This is a genomic window from Acinetobacter sp. ANC 3882 (assembly GCF_022549545.1).
Taxonomy (GTDB): Bacteria; Pseudomonadota; Gammaproteobacteria; order Pseudomonadales; family Moraxellaceae; genus Acinetobacter.
Genome location: NZ_JAKZGB010000001.1, coordinates 205,432 through 227,039, shown reverse-complemented (window position 1 = coordinate 227,039; position 21,608 = coordinate 205,432). Strand labels below are relative to the sequence as shown.

The 21,608-nt window shown below is 40.3% G+C and carries 18 protein-coding genes and 1 pseudogene; 8 read left to right on the top strand and 11 right to left on the bottom strand.

Annotation, left to right across the window (positions count from 1 at the left end):
- Window positions 1-99: 99 nt before the first annotated feature.
- The 4 genes from MMO42_RS01235 (at window position 100) to cueR (ending at window position 5,687) form a co-directional block, all read left to right on the top strand.
- A complete protein-coding gene (locus MMO42_RS01235; protein ID WP_241318845.1) occupies window positions 100-1,632 on the top strand; it encodes an NAD(P)/FAD-dependent oxidoreductase in 1,533 nt (510 codons plus the stop codon).
- Window positions 1,633-2,475, top strand: a complete 843-nt coding sequence (locus tag MMO42_RS01230; RefSeq protein WP_241318844.1) for an SDR family NAD(P)-dependent oxidoreductase — start codon at window positions 1,633-1,635, stop codon at window positions 2,473-2,475.
- 255 nt (window positions 2,476-2,730) lie between these two features.
- Window positions 2,731-5,217: a heavy metal translocating P-type ATPase gene (locus tag MMO42_RS01225; RefSeq protein ID WP_241318843.1), complete on the top strand. Its 2,487-nt coding sequence runs from the start codon at window positions 2,731-2,733 to the stop codon at window positions 5,215-5,217.
- An 11-nt stretch (window positions 5,218-5,228) separates the two neighbouring features.
- On the top strand, window positions 5,229-5,687 hold the full coding sequence (gene cueR, locus MMO42_RS01220) for a Cu(I)-responsive transcriptional regulator (RefSeq protein ID WP_005294236.1): 459 nt from the start codon (window positions 5,229-5,231) through the stop codon (window positions 5,685-5,687).
- A 101-nt stretch (window positions 5,688-5,788) separates the two neighbouring features.
- Here the strand turns inward: cueR and MMO42_RS01215 are convergent, their stop codons facing one another.
- The 5 genes from MMO42_RS01215 to MMO42_RS01195 form a co-directional block, all read right to left on the bottom strand.
- Window positions 5,789-5,977: a heavy-metal-associated domain-containing protein gene (locus MMO42_RS01215; RefSeq protein ID WP_241318842.1), complete on the bottom strand. Its 189-nt coding sequence runs from the start codon at window positions 5,975-5,977 to the stop codon at window positions 5,789-5,791.
- A 101-nt stretch (window positions 5,978-6,078) separates the two neighbouring features.
- Entirely contained in the window at window positions 6,079-6,420 is a 342-nt protein-coding gene (fdx, locus tag MMO42_RS01210; protein ID WP_241318841.1) for an ISC system 2Fe-2S type ferredoxin, read from the bottom strand.
- Window positions 6,421-6,514: 94 nt separating this feature from the next.
- Window positions 6,515-6,826, bottom strand: coding sequence for a DUF305 domain-containing protein (locus MMO42_RS01205; protein ID WP_241318840.1), 312 nt, complete (start codon window positions 6,824-6,826; stop codon window positions 6,515-6,517).
- A 278-nt stretch (window positions 6,827-7,104) separates the two neighbouring features.
- Window positions 7,105-9,309: an OsmC domain/YcaO domain-containing protein gene (locus MMO42_RS01200; RefSeq protein WP_241318839.1), complete on the bottom strand. Its 2,205-nt coding sequence runs from the start codon at window positions 9,307-9,309 to the stop codon at window positions 7,105-7,107.
- A 246-nt stretch (window positions 9,310-9,555) separates the two neighbouring features.
- A complete protein-coding gene (locus tag MMO42_RS01195; RefSeq protein ID WP_241318838.1) occupies window positions 9,556-10,428 on the bottom strand; it encodes a LysR family transcriptional regulator in 873 nt (290 codons plus the stop codon).
- Between the two features lie 89 nt (window positions 10,429-10,517).
- Between MMO42_RS01195 and MMO42_RS01190 the strand changes: the two genes are divergently transcribed.
- The 3 genes and pseudogenes from MMO42_RS01190 (at window position 10,518) to MMO42_RS01180 (ending at window position 12,236) form a co-directional block, all read left to right on the top strand.
- A complete protein-coding gene (locus tag MMO42_RS01190; protein ID WP_241318837.1) occupies window positions 10,518-11,411 on the top strand; it encodes a DMT family transporter in 894 nt (297 codons plus the stop codon).
- Between the two features lie 74 nt (window positions 11,412-11,485).
- Window positions 11,486-11,785: pseudogene (locus tag MMO42_RS01185) on the top strand (helix-turn-helix domain-containing protein); the annotation flags it as partial.
- Window positions 11,763-12,236: an SRPBCC family protein gene (locus MMO42_RS01180; protein WP_241318836.1), complete on the top strand. Its 474-nt coding sequence runs from the start codon at window positions 11,763-11,765 to the stop codon at window positions 12,234-12,236. The pseudogene MMO42_RS01185 and the gene MMO42_RS01180, both read left to right, overlap by 23 nt.
- Before the next feature lie 71 nt (window positions 12,237-12,307).
- Here the strand turns inward: MMO42_RS01180 and MMO42_RS01175 are convergent, their stop codons facing one another.
- The 6 genes from MMO42_RS01175 to MMO42_RS01150 all read right to left on the bottom strand — a co-directional run bounded on the left by MMO42_RS01175 (window position 12,308) and on the right by MMO42_RS01150 (window position 19,987).
- Complete coding sequence (locus MMO42_RS01175; protein ID WP_241318835.1) at window positions 12,308-13,468, bottom strand: hypothetical protein; 1,161 nt, start codon at window positions 13,466-13,468, stop codon at window positions 12,308-12,310.
- A complete protein-coding gene (locus MMO42_RS01170; RefSeq protein WP_241318834.1) occupies window positions 13,468-14,802 on the bottom strand; it encodes a TolC family protein in 1,335 nt (444 codons plus the stop codon). The genes MMO42_RS01175 and MMO42_RS01170 overlap by 1 nt, the downstream gene beginning before the upstream one ends.
- Entirely contained in the window at window positions 14,799-16,385 is a 1,587-nt protein-coding gene (locus MMO42_RS01165) for a GH3 auxin-responsive promoter family protein (protein ID WP_241318833.1), read from the bottom strand. The genes MMO42_RS01170 and MMO42_RS01165 overlap by 4 nt, the downstream gene beginning before the upstream one ends.
- Window positions 16,382-17,203: a hypothetical protein gene (locus tag MMO42_RS01160; protein WP_005294257.1), complete on the bottom strand. Its 822-nt coding sequence runs from the start codon at window positions 17,201-17,203 to the stop codon at window positions 16,382-16,384. Before MMO42_RS01160 ends, MMO42_RS01165 begins: the two co-directional genes overlap by 4 nt.
- Window positions 17,204-17,353: 150 nt before the next feature.
- On the bottom strand, window positions 17,354-18,901 hold the full coding sequence (locus MMO42_RS01155; protein WP_241318832.1) for a DHA2 family efflux MFS transporter permease subunit: 1,548 nt from the start codon (window positions 18,899-18,901) through the stop codon (window positions 17,354-17,356).
- Window positions 18,902-18,925: 24 nt separating this feature from the next.
- On the bottom strand, window positions 18,926-19,987 hold the full coding sequence (locus MMO42_RS01150) for an HlyD family secretion protein (RefSeq protein ID WP_241318831.1): 1,062 nt from the start codon (window positions 19,985-19,987) through the stop codon (window positions 18,926-18,928).
- Between the two features lie 742 nt (window positions 19,988-20,729).
- Here MMO42_RS01150 and MMO42_RS01145 point away from each other — a divergent pair.
- Window positions 20,730-21,602 (top strand): bile acid:sodium symporter family protein, encoded by an 873-nt coding sequence (locus MMO42_RS01145; protein WP_241318830.1) that lies wholly within the window; start codon window positions 20,730-20,732, stop codon window positions 21,600-21,602.
- Window positions 21,603-21,608 lie beyond the last annotated feature (6 nt).

The following is a 21,608-nucleotide window of genomic DNA, read 5'->3' as shown; positions in this document are numbered from 1 at the left end:
TCCGCTAATCACAATATTTTGTCCTCATCCATCCTCTAAATCAATGCATGAAACGATTATTCTGCAAGCTATACATGATATTTTTTACTCGAGTCAGTTATGTTCAAACAACAATTATCTTCAAATAAAAATATTCGTATCGCCATTATTGGAACAGGCTTTGGTGGTTTAGGCTTGGCGATTCAACTGAAACTTGCTGGATTTGAACAATTTACCTTATTTGAAAAAGCCAACGATGTGGGTGGTGTCTGGCGCGATAATACTTATCCTGGCGCTGCTTGTGATGTCCCTTCTCACCTGTATTCCTTTTCTTTTGAACAGGAACTTGGCTGGAAAAATCGCTATGGTTCATCACAGGAAATTCACCAATATTTGAAACATTGCACTGAGAAATATCAGCTTTATCCGCATATCCAGTTTAATACTGAAATTACCAGTGCGGACTTCGATGCAACACAAGGTGTTTGGCATATCCAAACGCTAACAGGAGAAAAAATCGAGGCAGAATTTCTGATTGCAGCGGTTGGCCAACTCAATCGTCCAGCCTATCCTAAAATTAAAGGACTGGACACCTTTCAGGGCAAAAGCTTTCATTCAGCGCGCTGGGATCATGACTATGATTTAAAAAATAAACGTGTAGCTGTGATTGGTACGGGTGCCAGTGCGATTCAATTTGTACCTGAAATCGCTAAGCAAGTCGCCCACTTAGATATCTATCAACGTTCTGCGCCTTATGTCATTCCAAAACCAGACCGCATTTATTCCAAATTAGAACGAAAAGTTTTCCAAAAACTACCGATTCTGCAAAGTCTTGATCGCGTCTTTCAATATAGTTATAACGAGATTCGCCTTAAGAGCTTTACTGCAACCTTGAATGAAATTCCTTTGGCGGAATATATTTTTCAGCGTCATATTCGGGAAGAAATCAAAGATCCACATTTCCGCCATCGCCTGATGCCTGACTACCCTATTGGCTGTAAACGTATTCTGATTTCTAATCATTGGTATCGGAGCCTAGTTCGCCCCAATGTCGAGCTGATCAACACCGCAATTCAGGAAATCACAGCCACGGGTATTGTCGACAAAGATGGGAAAGTACGTGAAGTAGATACCATTATTTATGGAACAGGTTTTGCAGCAACTGAGTTTATGGCACCTATGCAAATTACTGGGCTCAATGGCAAGACACTTAAACAACAATGGGTCGATGGCGCAGAAGCTTATTTAGGCTTAACAGTGAGTGGTTTTCCTAATTTCTTCATGCTGTATGGTCCAAATACCAATCTTGGGCATAACTCAATCGTGTATATGATTGAAAGTCAGGTGAACTATATTCTGGATGCAATTCAAGTACATATTCTGAATAATTTATGTTTTGCAGATTTAAAAAATGAAATCCAAACACAGTTCAATCAAGAAATTCAGGAGCGCATGAAATCAACCATGTGGTCTCAAGGCTGCAACAGTTGGTATCAAACCGCGACAGGCAAAAATACCAATAATTGGCCGGGCTTTACATTGGAATATCGTCAGCGCACTCGCCGTTTTGATCTGGAAAATTATACCCAAGTCGGAAAGTCTTCATCTACGGCTATTCAGGTACAACCCTTAGAAAAACAAATGGCGGTTTAAATGAAATCATTCAATAACAAAGTTGCAGCAATTACAGGCGCAGGTTCAGGGATTGGTCAAGCACTTGCAATTGCATTGGCAAAACAAGGCTGCCATTTGGCTTTATCGGATGTCAATGAGTTTGGTCTGGCCAAAACTCAAACTTTATTAAAGTCATATCCTGTCAAAGTTACAGTGCAAGTGGTTGATGTCGCCAATCGCCAAGACATGGCAAAGTGGGCTAAAAGCGTGGTGGAGCAGCATCAGCGAGTCAATTTGATCTTTAATAATGCGGGTGTTGCCATCGGTAGCACTGCTGAAGGTGTCAGCTATGAAGATCTTGAATGGTTGATTGGGATTAATTTTTGGGGTGTGGTATACGGGACCAAAGAATTTTTGCCCTACCTGAAACAGAGTGGCGACGGGCATGTCATTAATATCTCAAGTATGTTCGGACTAACCGCACAGCCCACTCAAAGTGCTTATAATGCGAGTAAATTTGCAGTTCGGGGCTTTACTGAGTCTTTGCGGCAAGAACTCGATATACAAGATTCGGGCGTAAGCGCGACGTGTATACATCCAGGTGGAATTCGAACCAATATTGCTAAAGCTGCGCGGATTAATACCAGTGTCGAAATTTTAGGAATGGACCCAGTAAAAAGTCAGCAGGCTTTTGACAAAATATTGAGAACACCAGCCGATGAGGCGGCAAATCAAATTTTAACAGCGGTACTCAAAAATAAACGTCGTTTATTGATTGGTGCTGATGCAAAAGCTGTAGATATCTTACAACGAATTCTGCCGCAGGGGTATCAAAAGATATTTGCCACAGCGACTGCGCTGCAAACTAAATTCTTGCAATAACTTAAGCTTTGCGATGGATTGACCTTAGCTCAATAAAAGCAATGGTCAATCCATTTACCTTCACCTTTCCTGTCGCAACAATAAAAACAAAAAATCGTCATATATAGATGAATTTGACCAGTCTTGATCCAGCTTAAAACTCAATTTTTATGACCAGAATAAATAAAATCCTAAGAGTTGATAAATCCGCTTGACCTTCCCATAATGTTAAGGTCTATGCTGCAAGCAATCAGATCACCTCTATAGGTATATCTTATGGAAACTCAAATAAATACAGCATCTAAAGACCTAAATGTCACATTACAAGTTGAAGGCATGACTTGTGCCAGTTGCGTGGGTCGAGTTGAAACTGCACTAAAGAAAGTGGATGGCGTACAGTCCGCTTCTGTCAATTTAGCCACAGAACGTGCAGATATTACCCTTGCCAAACCCGTCGATCGACAAGTACTTATCCATGCGATTGAGCAGACGGGTTATGACGTTCCTGCAAGCAATATCGAATTATCGATTGAAGGGATGACTTGCGCTTCTTGTGTCAGTCGTGTCGAAAAGGCTCTAAGTGCTGTTTCTGGTGTAAAAACTGCGTCTGTCAATTTAGCGACGGAACGAGCAACCGTCACAGGTAATGCAAGTGTGGAAAGTTTAATCGCAGCGATTGATAAAGCCGGTTACGATGCCAAGGAAATACAAGCTTCCATTCCTGATCAAACTGAACATCTTGAGAAAAAAGATCAAGAAAGAGCTGAATTAAAACGTGACTTGATACTAGCCACGACTCTCGCTTTACCTGTGTTTATTCTAGAAATGGGTTCTCATTTGATCCCCGGTGTACACCAACTGATTGAGCAAACTATAGGGATGCAAAATAGTTGGTATCTCCAATTCATTTTAACGACTTTGGTCCTGCTGATTCCAGGTCGTCGCTTTTATAGCAAAGGTTTACCTGCATTGTTCCGTTTAGCACCCGATATGAACTCTTTGGTTGCAGTCGGTACCTTCGCTGCCTACCTATTTTCTTTGGTTGCGACTTTTACGCCGAATGTGCTTCCCGCGGGAACAGTAAATGTCTATTACGAAGCCGCTGCCGTCATTGTCGCTTTAATCTTATTAGGCCGTTTTCTTGAGGCCAAAGCCAAAGGACGGACATCTGAGGCAATTCAGCGTTTAGTTAGCTTACAGGCAAAAGTAGCCCATGTTTCGCGTGATAACCATGTCATTGATATTCCAATTGATCAAGTCGTCTCTGGTGATTTTGTTATTGTCAAACCAGGTGAACGAATCCCTGTTGATGGTGAAGTGATTGAAGGACAAAGTTTTGTCGATGAATCGATGATTACAGGCGAACCCATTCCTGTTGAGAAAAATCTCGGCAGTCAGGTCGTTGGCGGTACCATTAACCAAAACGGTACTTTAAGCTTTAAAGCAGTTGCTGTCGGTGGCGACACCATGCTGGCGCAAATTATTCGTCTAGTTGAACAAGCGCAAGGCTCTAAAATGCCGATTCAAGCCGTGGTCGACAAAGTAACCTTATGGTTTGTGCCCGCCGTGATGATTGCCGCTTTACTCACCTTCCTCGTTTGGTTGATTTTTGGTCCATCTCCTGCTTTAACTTTTGCATTGGTCAATGCTGTTGCGGTACTGATTATTGCATGTCCGTGTGCCATGGGCTTGGCAACTCCAACATCGATTATGGTGGGTACTGGACGTGGTGCTGAATTGGGTATCCTGTTCCGTAAAGGTGAAGCTTTACAATTATTAAAAGATGCACAAGTAGTTGCTGTAGATAAGACAGGTACTCTAACCGAAGGTCATCCAGTACTCACTGATTTTGAGGTGACTGCGGCATTTGAGCGTGATTATGTACTTAGTGTCGTGGCAGCGGTTGAGTCCCTGTCTGAGCACCCAATTGCAAAAGCCATTGTCGATGCTGCGAAAGATGAACGGCTGGTATTACCGAAAGTTGATACTTTTGATTCAGTCACAGGTATGGGCGTCAATGCAACGGTCAATCAGAACCAGACTGTTCACATTGGTGCAGACCGTTATATGACTCAACTTGGTATAGAGGTTTCTCCATTTGCAGCAACAGCACAGCGTTTAGGTGATGAAGGAAAATCTCCACTCTATGTTGCAATTGATGGCACACTTGCTGGGATTATCGCTGTTGCAGATCCAATCAAACAGACAACCCCTGCCGCCATTCAAGCATTACATCAACTTGGTTTAAAAGTCGCCATGATTACAGGTGACAATGCACGCACAGCACATGCGATTGCCAAACAGCTTGGTATTGATGAAGTGATTGCAGAAGTCTTACCTGAGGGAAAAGTCAATGCTGTACAAGAACTGAAAGCAAAATATGGCAATATTGCCTTCGTGGGTGATGGCATTAATGATGCCCCTGCTCTGGCTCAAGCTGATGTCGGCCTTGCTATTGGTACAGGTACGGATGTTGCGATTGAATCTGCAGATGTGGTGCTGATGTCAGGTAATCTGCAAGGTGTAGCCAATGCGATTGCCTTATCCAAAGCGACGATTGGTAATATTCATCAAAATCTATTCTGGGCTTTTGCCTATAACACTATGTTGATTCCTGTGGCAGCTGGCGTACTGTATCCTGCTTATGGCATTTTGATGTCACCGATTTTTGCAGCAGGTGCAATGGCACTTTCAAGTGTGTTTGTCCTTGGTAATGCGCTACGTTTACGTCGTTTCCAACCGCCATCTGTGAACAGAGGCTAATGGAGGATCTCATGAATATTGGTAAAGTCTCTCAAGTTTCAGGTGTGACAGCCAAAATGATTCGTTATTACGAACAAATTGGCTTAATTCCAGCTGCAGGGCGCAGCAATGCAGGTTACCGCTCTTATTCTGATAATGATGTTGAACGTTTGAAGTTTATCAAGCGTAGTCGTGAATTGGGTTTCTCTGTAGCAGAAATCACTGACTTGCTGGATTTATGGAATAATCGCAACAGGCATAGCGCGGATGTAAAGCATCTGGCTCAGGCGCATATCCATAAGTTAGAACAACGTATCCAAGATCTACAACAAATGGCGCAAACCTTGCAAACCTTGGTTGATTGCTGTGCGGGTGATAATCGACCTGATTGCCCGATTCTTGAAGGTTTAAAAGAACCGAGCCATGAAATGAAAGATATCCATCATCATAATGATCTGCTCTCTCTGTCTCCTCTGACGGGTCGTAAGTGACACAAATTAAAAGGCCATAGAAATATGGCCTTTTTTATTTTTGAGCATTTTCTTAAATCAAAAAAAGCGACCATCTCGGCCGCTTTTTCATTCACTGTAAATTAACGTGGTGGAAAACCCGCTTCTGCCAATGCATCAACGATTTGCTGTTGTGATGCCGTGGTTTCTACTTTTACGTTGCGGTTAGGTGGATCAGTGATTACCTTTGCATAGGCATCCACTGCTTGGATCGCACGCGTTACACCACGTGCACAGCCACCACAAGTCATATTTTCAACATGAAATTCCATACGAATGCTCCACTTGGTTATGAAAGAAGATATATTCAATATAAACGTTCCAATAATTGGAAGGTCAAGTCTTTTGGTCATTAAATTAGGAAATTAGCTGTTTAGCCTTTCTTTTCGGATACATAATTCACTGTATATTTCGGGATTTCTATTTCTAAAGCCTCCTCCTGTACATTCACCTGACAGGATAAACGTGAATAAGGGTTTAGCCCCCAAGCACGATCGAGTAAATCAGCTTCAATATCGTCCATTTCAGTTAGGCTATCGAATCCTTTTTTCACGATCACGTGACAGGTTGTACATGCACCTGAAAGATCACAGGCATGTTCAATTTCGATACCATTATCCAGTAAACGTCTACACAGGTTTTCCCCGCGTTCTATTTCAATTTCCCGACCTTCAGGACAAATTTTTTCATTTGGGAGAACTGTTATTTTAGGCATAGTCAGTACCATTGCATTTGTTGAAATGATGAATAACAAATGATAAAAGGCTTTGTCATAAAGCCTTTTATCTAAAAAAGTCAACAATACAGACTTATAAAAAATGCCTTTTTAACCAAGCATTTATTACTTTAATGTCAATATCCTGTGCCAAAATCATATTTTTTGCCAGCATTCGAACTTCTGGATCATAACCATATTTCAAGGCGACCTTGGCCATATCGACTACGACTTGATGATGTGGAATCATTCCACGCATAAAGTCAATGTCGGCATTGCCAGTGTAATTGATTTGCATATCCACATGCATACGGCTCGTTAGTTCCATATAAGCACGCGTAGAGAGACTATAGAACTCACTTGAATCATTTGGGTTAGGCGTTGTTGCAGATTGTTGTTCACTCATTATTGTTTCCTTTTATTGAGCAGTATCAACATTCATTTAAGATGTGATTGATTGCTGTATTGACGAAAATAAAGGGAATGATGCAATCAATAGATGAGCGTTTCTATCTAATGCGGCATATTTACCTTTATGAAAGACACTGTAGTCCTTCCAATAATTGCAAGGTCAAGCAATCAATTTATTAAAATTTTGAGTGATTAAAAAACACAGTTTTATCGGCTCTAAATAAAAAAAGTGCATGATCAACATGCACTTTTTAAATGAATATTTAACGTGTTTTAGACATTTAAGCCAACTGCTTTCGCACGCGCTTTATGCAATTTTTTATAGCTGTCGATTAACCGTAAATGACGATCAAGTCCTTCCAGTTGCATATTGGTTGGGGTTAAGCCATAGAAACGAACGCTACCTTCAACCGAACCAACCACTGCATCCATACGTTCATTGCCAAACATACGACGGAAATTGATCTCGTAATCTTCCAGTTCCATTTCATCATCGAGCAAGACTTCCAGCACGACATTCATACATTGATAGAACAAACCACGTTCAACTGTATTGGTGTTGTATTGCAAGAAGGTTTCAACCAGTTCTTTGGCTTCTTCAAACTGTTGCAATGCAACATAGATTAATAGCTTCAATTCGAGCAAAGTTAACTGACCCCACACAGTATTGTCATCAAACTCAATACCAATCAATGTCGTGATTTCAGTGTAATCGTCCAGTTCACATTCTTCTAAACGCTCGACCAATGCTTCCAGCTGTTCTTCATCTAAACGATGTAGATTGAGAATATCTTCACGGAATAACAAGGCTTTATTGGTGTTGTCCCAGATCAGGTCTTCAACCAGATAAATTTCAGAGTAATCAGGCACCAAAATACGGCATGCAGTTGCACCTAAGTGTTCATACACCGCCATGTAGACTTCTTTGCCCATTTCTTCAAGGATGCCAAACAACTCAGCCGCTTCTTCAGCATTGGAGTTTTCACCATCATTGGTGAAGTCCCATTCTACAAAGTCATAATCAGATTTAGCACTAAAGAAACGCCAAGAGACCAAACCACTTGAATCAATGAAGTGCTCAACAAAGTTGTTTGGTTCGGTCACCGCATTGCTTTGGAAAGTCGGTTGCGGTAAGTCATTTAAACCTTCGAAACTACGACCTTGCAGTAGTTCAGTCAAACTACGTTCTAAAGCGACTTCAAAACTTGGGTGCGCGCCAAATGAAGCAAAGACACCGCCTGTACGTGGGTTCATTAGCGTCACACACATTACAGGGAATTGACCACCCAATGAAGCATCTTTTACAAGCACGGGAAAGCCTTGTTCCTCTAAACCTTGAATCCCCGCCACGATACTTGGGTATTTTGCCAATACCTCTTGTGGTACGTCTGGTAAGGCAATTTCACCTTCCAAGATTTCACGCTTAACAGCACGTTCAAAAATTTCAGATAAGCATTGAACCTGAGCTTCAACCAAGGTATTCCCTGCGCTCATGCCATTACTGAGATATAAATTCTCAATCAAATTCGATGGGAAATAGACTGTTTCATCATCAGATTGACGCACAAATGGCAATGAACAGATACCACGTTCAGTATTGCCTGAGTTGGTGTCGTACAGATGTGTGCCCAGCAATTCATCATCAGGGTTATAAATTTCTAAACAATATTCATCCAAAATTTCTTTTGGTAATTCACCATTTGGACCCGGTTTAAACCATTTTTCATCTGGATAATGCACAAATTCTGCATTGGCAATTTCCTCACCCCAGAACTGGTCGTTATAGAAGAAATTACAGTTTAAACGTTCAATGAATTCACCTAAAGCCGATGCCAAAGCACTTTCTTTCGTTGAGCCTTTACCATTGGTAAAACACATTGGAGACTGCGCATCACGAATATGTAACGACCACACATTTGGCACGATATTACGCCATGACGCAATTTCAATTTTCATGCCTAAACCTGCCAAAATCTCTGACATATTGGCAATGGTTTGTTCTAACGGCAGATCTTTGCCCAAAATATAAGTATTGTTTTCTGAAGTCAGGCTTGGCATGAGCAACGCCTGTGCATCTGCATCAATACTCTCAACTTCTTCGATGATAAATTCCGGGCCCGTCTGGATTACTTTTTTTACAGTACAACGATCGATTGAACGTAAGATGCCTTGACGGTCTTTTTCAGAAATATCCGCTGGGAGTTCAACCTGAATTTTAAAAATCTGTTTATAGCGGTTTTCAGGATCGACAATATTGTTTTGTGATAAACGGATATTGTCGGTTGGAATGTCACGCGCAGCACAATACACTTTGACAAAGTAAGCAGCACACAATGCAGATGAAGCAAGGAAATAGTCGAATGGGCCAGGTGCAGAACCATCGCCTTTATAGCGAATGGGCTGATCAGCGATTACCGTAAAATCATCAAACTTCGCTTCTTGTCGAAGATTGTCGAGATAATTAACCTTGATTTCCATGCGAGCACCTAAATATTCTTATGTGTTGCAAGCACATAAGATTGAAAATATTGATATAAGCCAAATCGTAGATAAGAGATTGCTTAAAAAAGTGTGGCTAAGGTCATCTTGCCGCTTGATCTAACGCTGACCCTAGTAATAATGGACGCTATTATAGAAGCATTTTGTCTAATTGATAACTTTTGTCTGTCTTTCTAGCCTTTTTATGAACAATCAGCTGAATTGTTGATGATTTTAACCTGATATTTACAGCTGTGTTGCAATCTCGATAAATGCTTTTGCAATTGGTGTCATTTGCTGCTTGTTCTTCACAGCCAAACCAATGGAGCGTTTGATATTCGGTGACAATGGTCGTTTTACGATATTGGGATACAGTTGCAGAATGTTCTGATCAAGGGATAAATCAGCCACAATAGACACCGCTGCATTGCTATTTACCATATTTAAAATCGACAGGATTTGAGAGAGATGGTACTTCACTTGAGGTGTTAGTTGAGCTACTCGAAACAATTCCAGCACATGATTTTGACTGCCCGCATTGGTCAAAATGAAAGGATAATCCATCAACTCTTCCAGTTTGACCGCAGCTCGCTGTGCAATCGGTAAATGCGTTGGTATCAAAGCCACAAAGATATCTTCCAGTACAGCAAAAGTATCAAAGCGAGTCTCAGGTAAAACCACAAAACCAAGATCAACTTTGCGCTCATCTATCCATTGCAACACGTCTTTATCTGTTCCCTCAAAAATCAACACGTCGACCTCGGGATACTTCCGACTAAAATTTTCTAAAATCAATGGAAGCAGTACATTGGAAGAAGATGCGCCAAAGGAGCCGATACGCAAACTCCCTGTTTTAAAACCTTTGAGGTCCATGACTTGTTGATGAATGATGGTTGAGACATTCAGTATTTCATTCACATAAGGCAGCAAACTTTGCCCTGCTGCAGTAAGTTCAACTTCATTGTTATTGCGATAAAACAGCTGAGTTTCCCATTTCTTTTCCAAGGATTTAAGTGCATGTGAAATTGCGGACTGTGAAATATTCAGTTGCTGTGCGGTCAGGGTAAAGTTTTTTAATTCTGCCAGTTTTGAAAAGATTTCGAGTTGAGTCAGCGTCATGATGGATCATTCATGAGTAAAAGCTCATTTTACTATAAAGATAAATGAGTTTTACGATTTGATTTAATTCTGTGTCGATTAAAAACCTCATGCGTCATTTCGCAATTTCTCTGCCAAGTTGTACTGTTTATTTTAAATTGATCTGTGTAGCTTTGATGTGGGGTGGCACCTTTATCGCTGGACGTATTCTTGCCGCAGAAGTTTCTCCAGCTTTGTCTGCACTGTTACGCTTCACAATTGCTGCCATCTTACTGCTTATTTTAATGATCAAAACAACTGGCTGTTTTCCCCGTCTTTCCGCTCAACAGCATATCTATGCAATTCTGATGGGCTTAACTGGAATATGCGCTTATAACCTGTTTTTCTTTGCTGCGCTTTCCCGAATTGAGGCAGGTCGAACGGCTTTATTTGTTAGTTTGTCACCTATTCTTACTGTGTTGATCTTGCGAATTTTCTTTCACGAAAGATTAAGGGGAATCAACTATCTTGGTGTCTGCATTGCCTTGGTTGGAACACTGCTGGTGGTGACTCGCGGTGAAGTATTTAATGCTTTACAACAGTCTTTGGGGCTTGGTGAAATGATGATGTGTGGGGCGGTATTTAGTTGGGTGATTTATACCTTGTGCTTGAAACAAGCGAATACATCAGCTTTGACTATGACCACATACGCCGTCCTTTGGGGGACCGCATTTCTTTTCATCAGTTCAATGCCTGAGTTAAGTTATAAAACGCTTATCAATATCTCATTGAACAGTTGGCTAGCTGTTGTTTATTTGGGTGCTTTGGGTACCGTATTGGCCTTCGTCTGGTATGCACAAGCCATTCATGCCATTGGAGCATCCAAAACCATTATTTTTACCAATCTTGTTCCGATCTTTACTGTATTACTGGCCTTTTTTATACTAAAAGAACCGATTACTGGATCAATGGCTGTGGGAGCAGTCCTCAGTTTCGTCGGTATCTTATTGGTGAATAATTATTAAAAAATAAAATGATAGCGATCATCTTTAAAAACTTAGCTTTTTAGCTAAGTTTTTATTGACATCAGGTCGATAGCAGAGAAATACTGACTCGGCTGTCCTTCGGAGCAGCTTCAATCACTGAACTGGCTGAACAACACGATATGGCCCTGCCTTCTTTTCTAAAACATTTGAATAAATTAGAACAAGCAGGACTCATTCATTCTGAAAAAAATGGACGAATCAGAACTTGTGCTTTGGCCCCTGATTCATTTACGCCTATGCAAAATTGGTTAAGTAAGCAACGGGCCATCTGGGAACAAAGACTTAATCAATTTGATCGTTACGCACTCGAATTAAAAAGGAAAAGAGAAAATGAAACTGGATCCAAAAACTGATTTAAAACTAGAAAGAGTGATTGATGTACCACGTGAACTGGTTTGGGAATGTTGGACCACACCTGAACATATCAAACACTTCTTTATGCCACGTCCCCATTCAGTCAAAACTTGCGAAATTGATTTAAGAGTTGGTGGAAAATTCAATACGGTCTTTGATATTGATGGCAATGAAATCCCCAATCAAGGTGTTTATCTAGAAATCATTGAAGGTAAAAAACTGGTCTTTACCGATACTTATTCTGAAGATTGGAAACCGGCTGAAAATCCATTTATGACTGCAATTCTATTGCTTGAAGATGCAGGTGAAGGCGCAACTAAATATACTGCGATTGCGAGACATCGTACTGCGGAAACTCGTCAACAGCATGAAGATATGGGCTTTTTTGAGGGTTGGGGTACGGTAGTTGATCAACTGGTCGAATATGCCAACAGCTTAAAAGCTAAATAATTTCCGCTATCTACTCAAAAAACGCCTCAAAGTCTATTTTTCAATACTTTGAGGCATTTTTATAGATCAAATCAAATCCGCCCAACTTCCAAATATGGAATTAAATTCTGATCGAAGTTTGGACGTGGATCTCCTGCAAAACTAATAAATCCATGCATTCCCGTTAATCGTTCGCCTTTATAAAACTGATTTAGCTGATAACGTGGATCTTGATGAGATAGGGTAAAACTGATGATACCAACCCCTCTTTGCTTTGAGAGTTGATAGGCATCTTCAAGCATCAGATGATGCAGTGCCAAATGTTTTGGGTGGCATAACAAGGTGTGTAATACATGATATTTCAGCGAATCGCCAAGCTTAGGCAAAGGCATCATTTTAGTGATTTTAGTCAATAAATTATAAACAGGACGAAATACACCAATCACGGGGCTGTAATGTAAAATTTTGGTTTGTTTTAGGCTATGTTGATCCCATAACCCAAACATACCGACTAATTTTTCATTCTGGAAATACAGTTGAAAGTCTGAAAGCTGAAGCCCTGTAAAATAGAGATGCCCTGCGTATAATTCTTCAAAATTATAAACTGGAATAAAATTATAATGCTGTGCCATTGCTGCAATAAACTCATTCATTACAGTAATATCTTCGGACTGAGCGATACGTGAACTGATGTTGCCTATTTCTGTTTGCTTGGTCTTGTCTAAAAATGCATCGATGTCACGTTTTGTCCCTAGATGGGTCAAAGTCAAAGTTTCAATCAGACCTTCATCGTAATAATCAGGAATTCCAGTTTTACCTGTTTGTATTGCTGCTCGTGCTGCATAATTATCATTAAAAATAATCATCTGGCTAAAATTAGGTTCATGCAGCGTTTGTTTGACATGTGCACCTAAAACTTTGACCAACGATTTACCACGATAGTTTGGATCAACACGCAAATCACTGGCATATCGCACATTCTGTACAGTTTTATCAACATAACATGGACGATGTCCATTGCTATAACACGCAACATTCTTTTGATTTTCAGTATCTTCAATCACCACATGGAGCTTGTGCCGATACAGAATATCTGAAGCTTTAAAATAACTGGGTTCACGCTGAAAGCTGATCTGTACCCCCTTTGTGGTCATCGGCACGGCAATCAGTTCACGCAAAGCTTGATCATCTGCCAACGTTGCTTCTCGTGTAATCAGCGGATTTACCTCAGCATGTGGTGGATTTGTTTTCATTAATTATTCACCTGTTCAATATTTTGTGTGGACACCAGATCGTTTAAGTGCCCCATTTGATCTAAGAGCTGATAAACAAAAACGATTTCGTCTTGCTCATTGACCGTTTTCTGAGTTTGTACATCCAATAGCTTTTGTTCAGTATTCAACAAATCAAAAGTTGTTTTGGTCCCTAACTCAAATTCTTTGCGGGTATAAACAAAGGCAATCGACGCTGCATCAATCGCATTCTGTAATGCATCTTTGTTTTGGCGAATGGTTTGTAACTGCGCATACGTGGTACGTGCACGCTGATTCAAATCAAGCTCAAGACTCCGAATTTTTTGATTAGCCAAATCAACATCTGCCTGTGCTTTTCGGATATTGGCGCGATTTAAACCATCGTCATACAACGGTACATTCAGTTGCACCCCCACCATGTAGTTATTACTTTCCGAGCCAATATAACTGGCTTCATGTTGCTTGCCCGCACGGCTGGTCAACATGACTGTGGGCCAAAGTTCTCGCTTGGTTAAAGCGTATTGTTTCTCAGAGGCTTGTTTCTCATATTTGGCACGCAGTAATGCCGGATGATTCTTGGTTTTGGCCAAGATCTCATCCAGATTGCTGGAAATCTCTGGCAGACGATTAATTTTCGCCAAGTTATCTGGTGTCGTGCCTGTAATTTGATAAAACTGTGCTTCACTCACAGTAAGATTGGATTGCGCCTGTGTAATATCAGCTTGCCCTTGAGCAACTTGAGCCAACACTTGCGCCAAATCTGCGCGTGTGATCATACCCACATCAAAACGTCGTTGCGATTCATATAACGAACGCTGTAAGTTAGACATGGTTTTCTTTCTCAGTTCTAAAATCGCTTTCTTCTTCAAAACGTCGGTATAAACCATGACGGTATTCAAAATCGTTTCAGAACGTTGATCCGACAAGCCTTGCGAATATGCAGAAAGTTGACTTTTGGCAACATCGATCCCCAAGCGATGTCGCCCTGATGTGTAGATAGGGTAATCCATTTGTAATTGCAAACTACGACCTTTTCGGTTTCCTTCCGTTGGGAACATGACATTGGTGGGAGTTTCAACTCTTTCATAATCGAGTTGTCCAACCAAGTTTACTTTCAGGCCATCACGTTGTTTTGCCTGTTCAAGCATTGCCATGGATTGATTCACACTTAAACGGCTCACCTCCAATTGGCTTTCATGCCTTAAACTTGCTGACAAAGCCTCATCTAAAGTCATGGCACTAACAGTATTCGAAACCAATAACATTGCCATACATACTGCAATATGTGAGGACTTAAAAACTCGATCGTTAAATTGCATCATCCCTTTCTTCATAGTTGTTCCAAACTATTGAGGGTAACTTTCTTGAGTGGCTCAGGCTTAATATTGCCTTCAATGATGCCATCAAACATGACCAGCTTTTTATAAGCATTCCAACCATTGTTGGCTTGACGAATCTGAGGCTGATCTAATTGTCCCAGATTACGTGCCAACTCATAGTGGAAATTTTGACGCAGTATCTTATCGATGAATTCATCATCAATACTGTGGTGAATTTCGCCCTCAAACAAAACACAATAGAACGGCTTAACCTGTTGCTCGGTATCAATTGCTAATAATGAAATCGCTTTCGATTCGGTTTCATTGAGTTGTGAAAGTAGTTGCTGCGCTGTTTCTGGTGCAAGCTTTTCTCCCACCAGATCGACCCCAAAACGACGTCCTTGGAATTCAAAACATGGGACTTGTTCAAGGAAACTGGTCACACGTAGACAATCATCAAGGCAATAACGCAATAGACCATTCCCTGATGTAATAATTGGGCTAACTACATCACCAACTTTAAGTTCCCATGACGGGATAATCTGCCCCTGTTTTTCACCTTCCAAATATTCAAACTCATAAAAATGGCTTTGATAAGCCAATGGATAGTGATCATTGTAAGGAATGGTCACCACACCTTCGGTGGCCCATAGGCCTTTGCCTTCAAATTGCACTGAAGGAAGACGCTGTTTCAATTTTTCAGCCCACGCTTTGGAGCCAGCAGTATCCCAGCTCGATACCAAACTCAAACTCGGCCATAACCTGTTAAAATCAATCTGTTCGCCATTTGAACTGTCGATCAGACATTTTGCACTTTCTGGGCTGAATGGGGCTTTGACTTCTTTTAATGAAACTTGACGCGCTCCCCAACGACCTGTCTCTAAAACTTCAATTACGTCTTGTTGCATTGCCTCCAAACGATCTAGGAGCTGCAAAGCAAAGGTTGGACTCCACACCGAAATCATGGCGAGATTACGATTGGCGACCAGATAGCAAATCGTTGCAAAGAGTGCATCATCAGCATTGGCTGCAAAAGCAACATTGCTGGGAACTGCTTGAGTAAATTTAGATAGAATACGTTTACCAATACCGAGTAAAGCACTGTCATCATTTAAATTTTTATCTTTTAATACTTCACGCTGGCTTTCTGGCAACCATGAAACCGACCAATAGTGTGTGCCAGAACGTAACTGAGGACACTTACGGTATAAACTGGCCATCCATGGTGCAATTGCGTGATCAAGCTCGTCTAAAAACAGCTTGGTATAAGGAATAAATTTGATTTGTTCGCTAGATCCACTAGTCGGTTGAAAACGGACCAATTTACTGTTTGAAAGCTGTATCTGCTGATCTCGATAACGCTGAATGTCCTCCCGCCACGCGCTATAACGCGAAGCAGGAAAAGCTTGTACAAACTGCGTATAATCTTTCGCCTTGCGCTCTTTGGCAAAGTATGATGTCTGCAAAATTGAGCTCAAGATTTGACGTTGTGTCTGCTCTAGGCTATTGGCATGCTTTTTAAAGTCTCGGTCAGAGACATCACACCATTGTTTTAAAATAAGATGCGAACCTGTGGTAAGCCATTCTGAATGCTTCATTGCAGGACTCCTTGGCGATTTGCAGGTGTCTTCAACAATGCTTCGCATCGACCTTTACTGGCAGGTTTAGTGATTAATTTGACAGGGAATCGCGCAAGATCTTTCCAGCCTAAACGACCAATACACGGTAGCTCTGTGCCGACCGTCCATGTTGGATTCATCTGTTCAAAGAAATGAATATTTGGATTCTTTGCTCTCATTTCTTCGGTAATAGGCGCGACTTCACCTTTTAGCGGCTGATAGTCATTACCAAAGTTTAATAAACCTGCTTCTTTGTCATAATACTCACCAAAGAAATTCTCACAGTAATGCTCAACCACCGTTGATAAATGCTGATTTTCATCTTTGATATTTGGGTAATAGACATAATAATTATTGGCAAGCAACAAATAGGTTTTGTAACCTTTGGAAATCAGTAGCCAATACAGCTCATTAAACGGATATTTCACCCGTAACTTAATCATCAGCTTAAGCATAGTACTTTGCAGTGTACGTGTGCCCCAATACGCTCTTAAGATCACCGTATCGCCACTGAATAACACCGTATAGTCTTTACCATTTAAATAAAAATGCTGAACCACCACTGTAGAGAACCCAACAATTTCATCCGTTTCCGAGTTGAAAATTAAGATCGCACCACTTTTCTTTTTAAAATCATCTACAAAGATGGAAAATTTGGTGTTTTCATAATACTGCTCGTAGATGGAATACATCACTTTTAGGCGGTCAATATCGATTTGTTCTTTCTCGACATATTGGCCATAGGTAGATTCTTTGTTATTGAATCTCGAGATCAGTTTATATGTTGTATTAATCATCAGCTTGTACCTCTAAATTTGGATATGCAAATTCCCCTATCTCATAAAGAAATATAAAAAATGCGTATCACTATTCTTTTTATTACGGGGTAAGTTGTTATAGATGCCCCGATTATTTTTCGTTATATGAAACCCTCTAGCATTGAATCTCTATATGTCCATTTTCTTCCCCCTATCCATAAAGATGGTTAAGAAAGCCGCCACAAACATAATGATGGCTAACATGCGTAATAAATCATTAAAACTAGACGTGAGCGCTTGATAGTGAATATCGCGATAAATCACACTCAGCGCGATTTGCTGTGCATTTGCACCGACTTCTTGGTATTGTGCAGTGAGTTGGTCTAGCCTTTCTACAAAGATCCAATTCTGCGGTGTCATATATTGATTGATCTGGGTGACATGCAATGCTGTGAGCCAATCCAGTGATGAGTTGATCAAAGCCAACCCAACAGCACCGCCAATATTACGCATCAAATTATAAATACCGCTGGCATCTGCAACTTTCGTGAGTGGCAAGGTACTCATGGCTAAATGTGAGACCACTATCAGGCAAATCATCAGACCAATCCCACGATAGATCTGTGGCCAAAACATAAAGTCATAATCGCTGTGAATACTGAGATGTGAATTGAGCCAAACACCAAAACCCGCCAAGACCATGCCAACAAACACGGTTTTTCGTGTATCAAAATTCGGGATGAGCCAAGCCAAAAATGGCGCAAAGCAGAACATGACAATGCCTGTCACCATCATGATATGACCGATTTGACTACTGTTCATTTCTCGAACTTGTCCAAGAAATACAGGAATCATATAGCCCAGACCATACAAAGCCATGCCAATCACAAAGGTAATCATGCAGCTTAAAGCGAAGTTTTTATTTTTAAATACACTGAGATCTAATAGCGGTTTAGGCTGAGTAAAACTACGCGAGAAGAAGATCATGCCGCCAATCAAGCAGATGATAAATGCAACACGAACGCCTGTATCCGCTAACCAGTCATGGCGTGCGCCTTCATCCAGAAAATACTCCAAACCACCCAAGAACATGGCCATGCCAATCAGACTGAACCAATCCATGGTTTTAATCAGTGAATAATTGGCGCGATCAATATTTGGACCCGAGTAAATAATTGTCGCAATCAAAATACCTGGGATGATATTAATCAGGAACATCCAGTGCCATGAAAAGTTGTTGGTGAGCCATCCACCAATGGTTGGACCAATCGCAGGACCTAAGGTACTGATCATGCCAAACATCACCAATGGCAATGCACGTTTTGCTTCTGGAAAAAGTAAATACAACGCCGTCATTGACGTTGGAATCATACCTCCACCCATAAAGCCTTGAAACGCACGGAATACCAATAGACTTTCCAGATTCCAAGCCAAAGCGCACAGTAAAGAACTGATCGTAAATCCAATGGCACAAATGGTGTAGTAAATACGTGTAGAGAGTACTCTAGACACAATACTGGACATTGGAATTGCAATAATTTCAGCAATTAAATAAACCGTTTGAACCCATGTCACTTCATAACGGCTGGCGCTCATGCCTGCTTGGACTTCATTCAGAGAACTTGCAACAATCTGAATATCCAGAATTGCCATGAAGTTACCAAAGATCATGGCAGCAAAAATGAGCCATGCGGTTTTTGGCGCAAACTTCCACTCATGTTCGATCGGTTTATTCATTTTCTTATACCTAAAACTTTCTGATTAAGTTCTTAGATCAACAGTCGCACTGACTGACATTCCAGGTTTTATAAGATCAATATGTGGACTCGAATCGAGTGCAATCCGTACAGGGATACGCTGTACAACTTTGTTAAAATTTCCAGTCGCATTATCTGGTGGCATAAGCGAAAAAGTTGCGCCAGATGCTGGAGAAAAGCTTTCGATTTTTCCGGTGTAGGTGAGGCTTGGATAAGCATCAATTTTTAATTTAACTTGCTGCCCAATGTGCATTTTCTCAATTTGGGTTTCTTTAAAGTTGGCTTGCACATACAAACTTTTCTCAGGAATGATGGCCATCAAGCGTGTTTGTGGAGACACACGAGAACCTTTTTGGATTGAAAGACTACCAACTTTGCCTGTTACTGGGCTGATGACTTTTGAGGATGAAAGATCGATTTGGTAAAGATCCAAAGTCGCATTGGCATTTTGGATATCGGCAAGTAGCTGCGCACGGCTGGCTTGTAAACTACCCAATTGAGCTTCAGCAGCATTCACCGAGGCTTGTGCTTTAGTGACTTGTGCTTGCGCAGTTAAATACTGAGATTGGATGCCTTCAAAATTCTGTCGGGTAATCACACCGTCTTTTAATAAATCTTGATAACGAATGAAATCTTTTTTCAAACGAGATAAATCTGCTTGTGCGGCAACAACACCACTATTGGCTTCACTAATTGATGATTTTGCAGATTTTTCATTTTGTTGCTGTACCGCAAGCGCAGCTTCTTTCAAAGTCACGACGGACTTGGCTTGATCATAACGTGCTTGATAATCACGATGATCTAAAATGGCCAATGCCTCTCCCTTTTTCACAAACTGATTGTCATTGATTATCAGTTCGATGACTTCCCCTGAGATTTTTGGCATGACCCAAGTGACATCGGCTTGTACATAAGCATTATCGGTAGATTGGTAGAATCGATATACCAAAAAATAATATGCAATACCTAAGATCAGAAATAAGATGAGCACACTAAAAACAGCCCAAGTTATTTTTTTTCGACTTTGGAAATTAGTATCAGTTTCGAGCTGAGCTACGTTATCCATATTTAATCCGCTATTTGTAATATTCAGTTTTTATTTTGAGCCACACTAAAATGGTCATCTTTTCACGTAACTATTCACTTATTTTTATATAAATAAATAGTTACAATGTAATAATCGGCGCAAATTATCTTTCTTAAAGTAACAAAGAGTCATTGACCTTTTTTACATCTGATTTTTATTTTTCTGCCAATTGATCGCATATTATAAAGTTTTTGTTTAAGAATCATGAAAGTTTGAAGAAAACCTAAATGATTCGCATTTTCATATGTGTGAATGCAGTATACACCATTGTTAAATATATAAATATTATTTTTCCAAATTTAAATTTAGTTTTTACTATTTAGTCAAAAAAACTTTGCATTTTGATTAATTTGCACACAACAATTAGCTGAGTAACAAAACTAATAAAGAGTTATAAAATGTAAAAATAGAAAAACTTTCTTTTTCTCTTATTAAATTTTCTAAACTACACTTAAATAAAATGTGATAAATCGCACACTTTCAAATAAAAGTGAATAATTTTTAAAAGCTAAAGAAATCATTAGAATTAATAATCTAAATATGCTAATTGATTATCTTGTTCGTAAATATCTTAAATTTTATGTTAAAACTGATGTTTATATGGCTTTTAAGGGTAAAAACTATATCAACTTAGATACTACCAAGTTGTGATTTGATCGGACAAAATTGTATAAAAATTTTAGGAAATAATATTGAATTGATCTAAAAGGAATAAATAGTTATGGATTCTGGACTAATTACACTTTTTCTGCCCCTCGCTTTAGCGATCGTTATGGCGGGTTTAGGGTTGGAACTCACCCTCAAAGACTTTGCTCGCGTAAGTAAGCACCCCAAAGCTGTTTTAGTTGCTCTATTTTGTCAGCTGATTTTATTGGTCGGCATTGCCTTCTTGATTTGTAAAATATTGGCTTTACCGCCATTGCTGGCCGTAGGCTTGATGCTACTCGCGGCTTCCCCTGGAGGATCTACAGCAAATCTGTTTAGTTATCTATATAAAGGTGATATCGCACTCAATATTACCTTAACGGCAATCAATGCGATTATTGCCGCTATTTTTCTACCGTTTATTGTGAACTTCTCGATTCTTCATTTCATGAATGAAGGCCAGCAGCTTGGTTTACAATTTTCTAAAGTGCTTCAAGTATTTGCGATTATTCTTGTTCCTGTTGGTATTGGGATGTTGATTCGTCACTATGCTCCACACACTGCGGAAAAAATGAATCGCCCAGTTCGTATCTTTGCGGTGGTTTTTTTGGTGATTATCATCCTTGGCGCAATTATCAAAGAGCGAAGTAATCTCATTGAGTATATTGGTCAAATAGGATTAGCCACAGCGTTATTCTGTGCAATTAGTCTTTGTATTGGTTATTTTGTACCGCGACTGTTTGGTATTAGTTCTTATCAAGCGCGGGCATGTGCTTTTGAAATCGGCATTCATAACAGTACACTGGCAATGACCATTGCATTGACCATCATGGCCAGTACCACGATTGCAATGCCTGCCGCAGTCTATTCAATCTTTATGTATATCTTCGCAACCATCTTTGGTATTTTGATTACCCGATTTGGGCCACAAGAAACAGCCAAAGTTTAAAGCCTT

Coding starts and splice junctions, on each gene's coding strand:
- MMO42_RS01215 (WP_241318842.1), bottom strand. CDS start 5,977: ATGGAATTTCATGTTGAAAATATGACTTGTGGTGGCTGTGCACGTGGT.
- MMO42_RS01180 (WP_241318836.1), top strand. CDS start 11,763: ATGAAACTGGATCCAAAAACTGATTTAAAACTAGAAAGAGTGATTGAT.
- MMO42_RS01155 (WP_241318832.1), bottom strand. CDS start 18,901: ATGAATAAACCGATCGAACATGAGTGGAAGTTTGCGCCAAAAACCGCA.
- MMO42_RS01170 (WP_241318834.1), bottom strand. CDS start 14,802: ATGAAGAAAGGGATGATGCAATTTAACGATCGAGTTTTTAAGTCCTCA.
- MMO42_RS01205 (WP_241318840.1), bottom strand. CDS start 6,826: ATGAGTGAACAACAATCTGCAACAACGCCTAACCCAAATGATTCAAGT.
- MMO42_RS01150 (WP_241318831.1), bottom strand. CDS start 19,987: ATGGATAACGTAGCTCAGCTCGAAACTGATACTAATTTCCAAAGTCGA.
- MMO42_RS01230 (WP_241318844.1), top strand. CDS start 1,633: ATGAAATCATTCAATAACAAAGTTGCAGCAATTACAGGCGCAGGTTCA.
- fdx (WP_241318841.1), bottom strand. CDS start 6,420: ATGCCTAAAATAACAGTTCTCCCAAATGAAAAAATTTGTCCTGAAGGT.
- MMO42_RS01200 (WP_241318839.1), bottom strand. CDS start 9,309: ATGGAAATCAAGGTTAATTATCTCGACAATCTTCGACAAGAAGCGAAG.
- MMO42_RS01145 (WP_241318830.1), top strand. CDS start 20,730: ATGGATTCTGGACTAATTACACTTTTTCTGCCCCTCGCTTTAGCGATC.
- MMO42_RS01175 (WP_241318835.1), bottom strand. CDS start 13,468: ATGAAAACAAATCCACCACATGCTGAGGTAAATCCGCTGATTACACGA.
- MMO42_RS01235 (WP_241318845.1), top strand. CDS start 100: ATGTTCAAACAACAATTATCTTCAAATAAAAATATTCGTATCGCCATT.
- MMO42_RS01165 (WP_241318833.1), bottom strand. CDS start 16,385: ATGAAGCATTCAGAATGGCTTACCACAGGTTCGCATCTTATTTTAAAA.
- MMO42_RS01160 (WP_005294257.1), bottom strand. CDS start 17,203: ATGATTAATACAACATATAAACTGATCTCGAGATTCAATAACAAAGAA.
- MMO42_RS01195 (WP_241318838.1), bottom strand. CDS start 10,428: ATGACGCTGACTCAACTCGAAATCTTTTCAAAACTGGCAGAATTAAAA.
- cueR (WP_005294236.1), top strand. CDS start 5,229: ATGAATATTGGTAAAGTCTCTCAAGTTTCAGGTGTGACAGCCAAAATG.
- MMO42_RS01225 (WP_241318843.1), top strand. CDS start 2,731: ATGGAAACTCAAATAAATACAGCATCTAAAGACCTAAATGTCACATTA.
- MMO42_RS01190 (WP_241318837.1), top strand. CDS start 10,518: ATGCGTCATTTCGCAATTTCTCTGCCAAGTTGTACTGTTTATTTTAAA.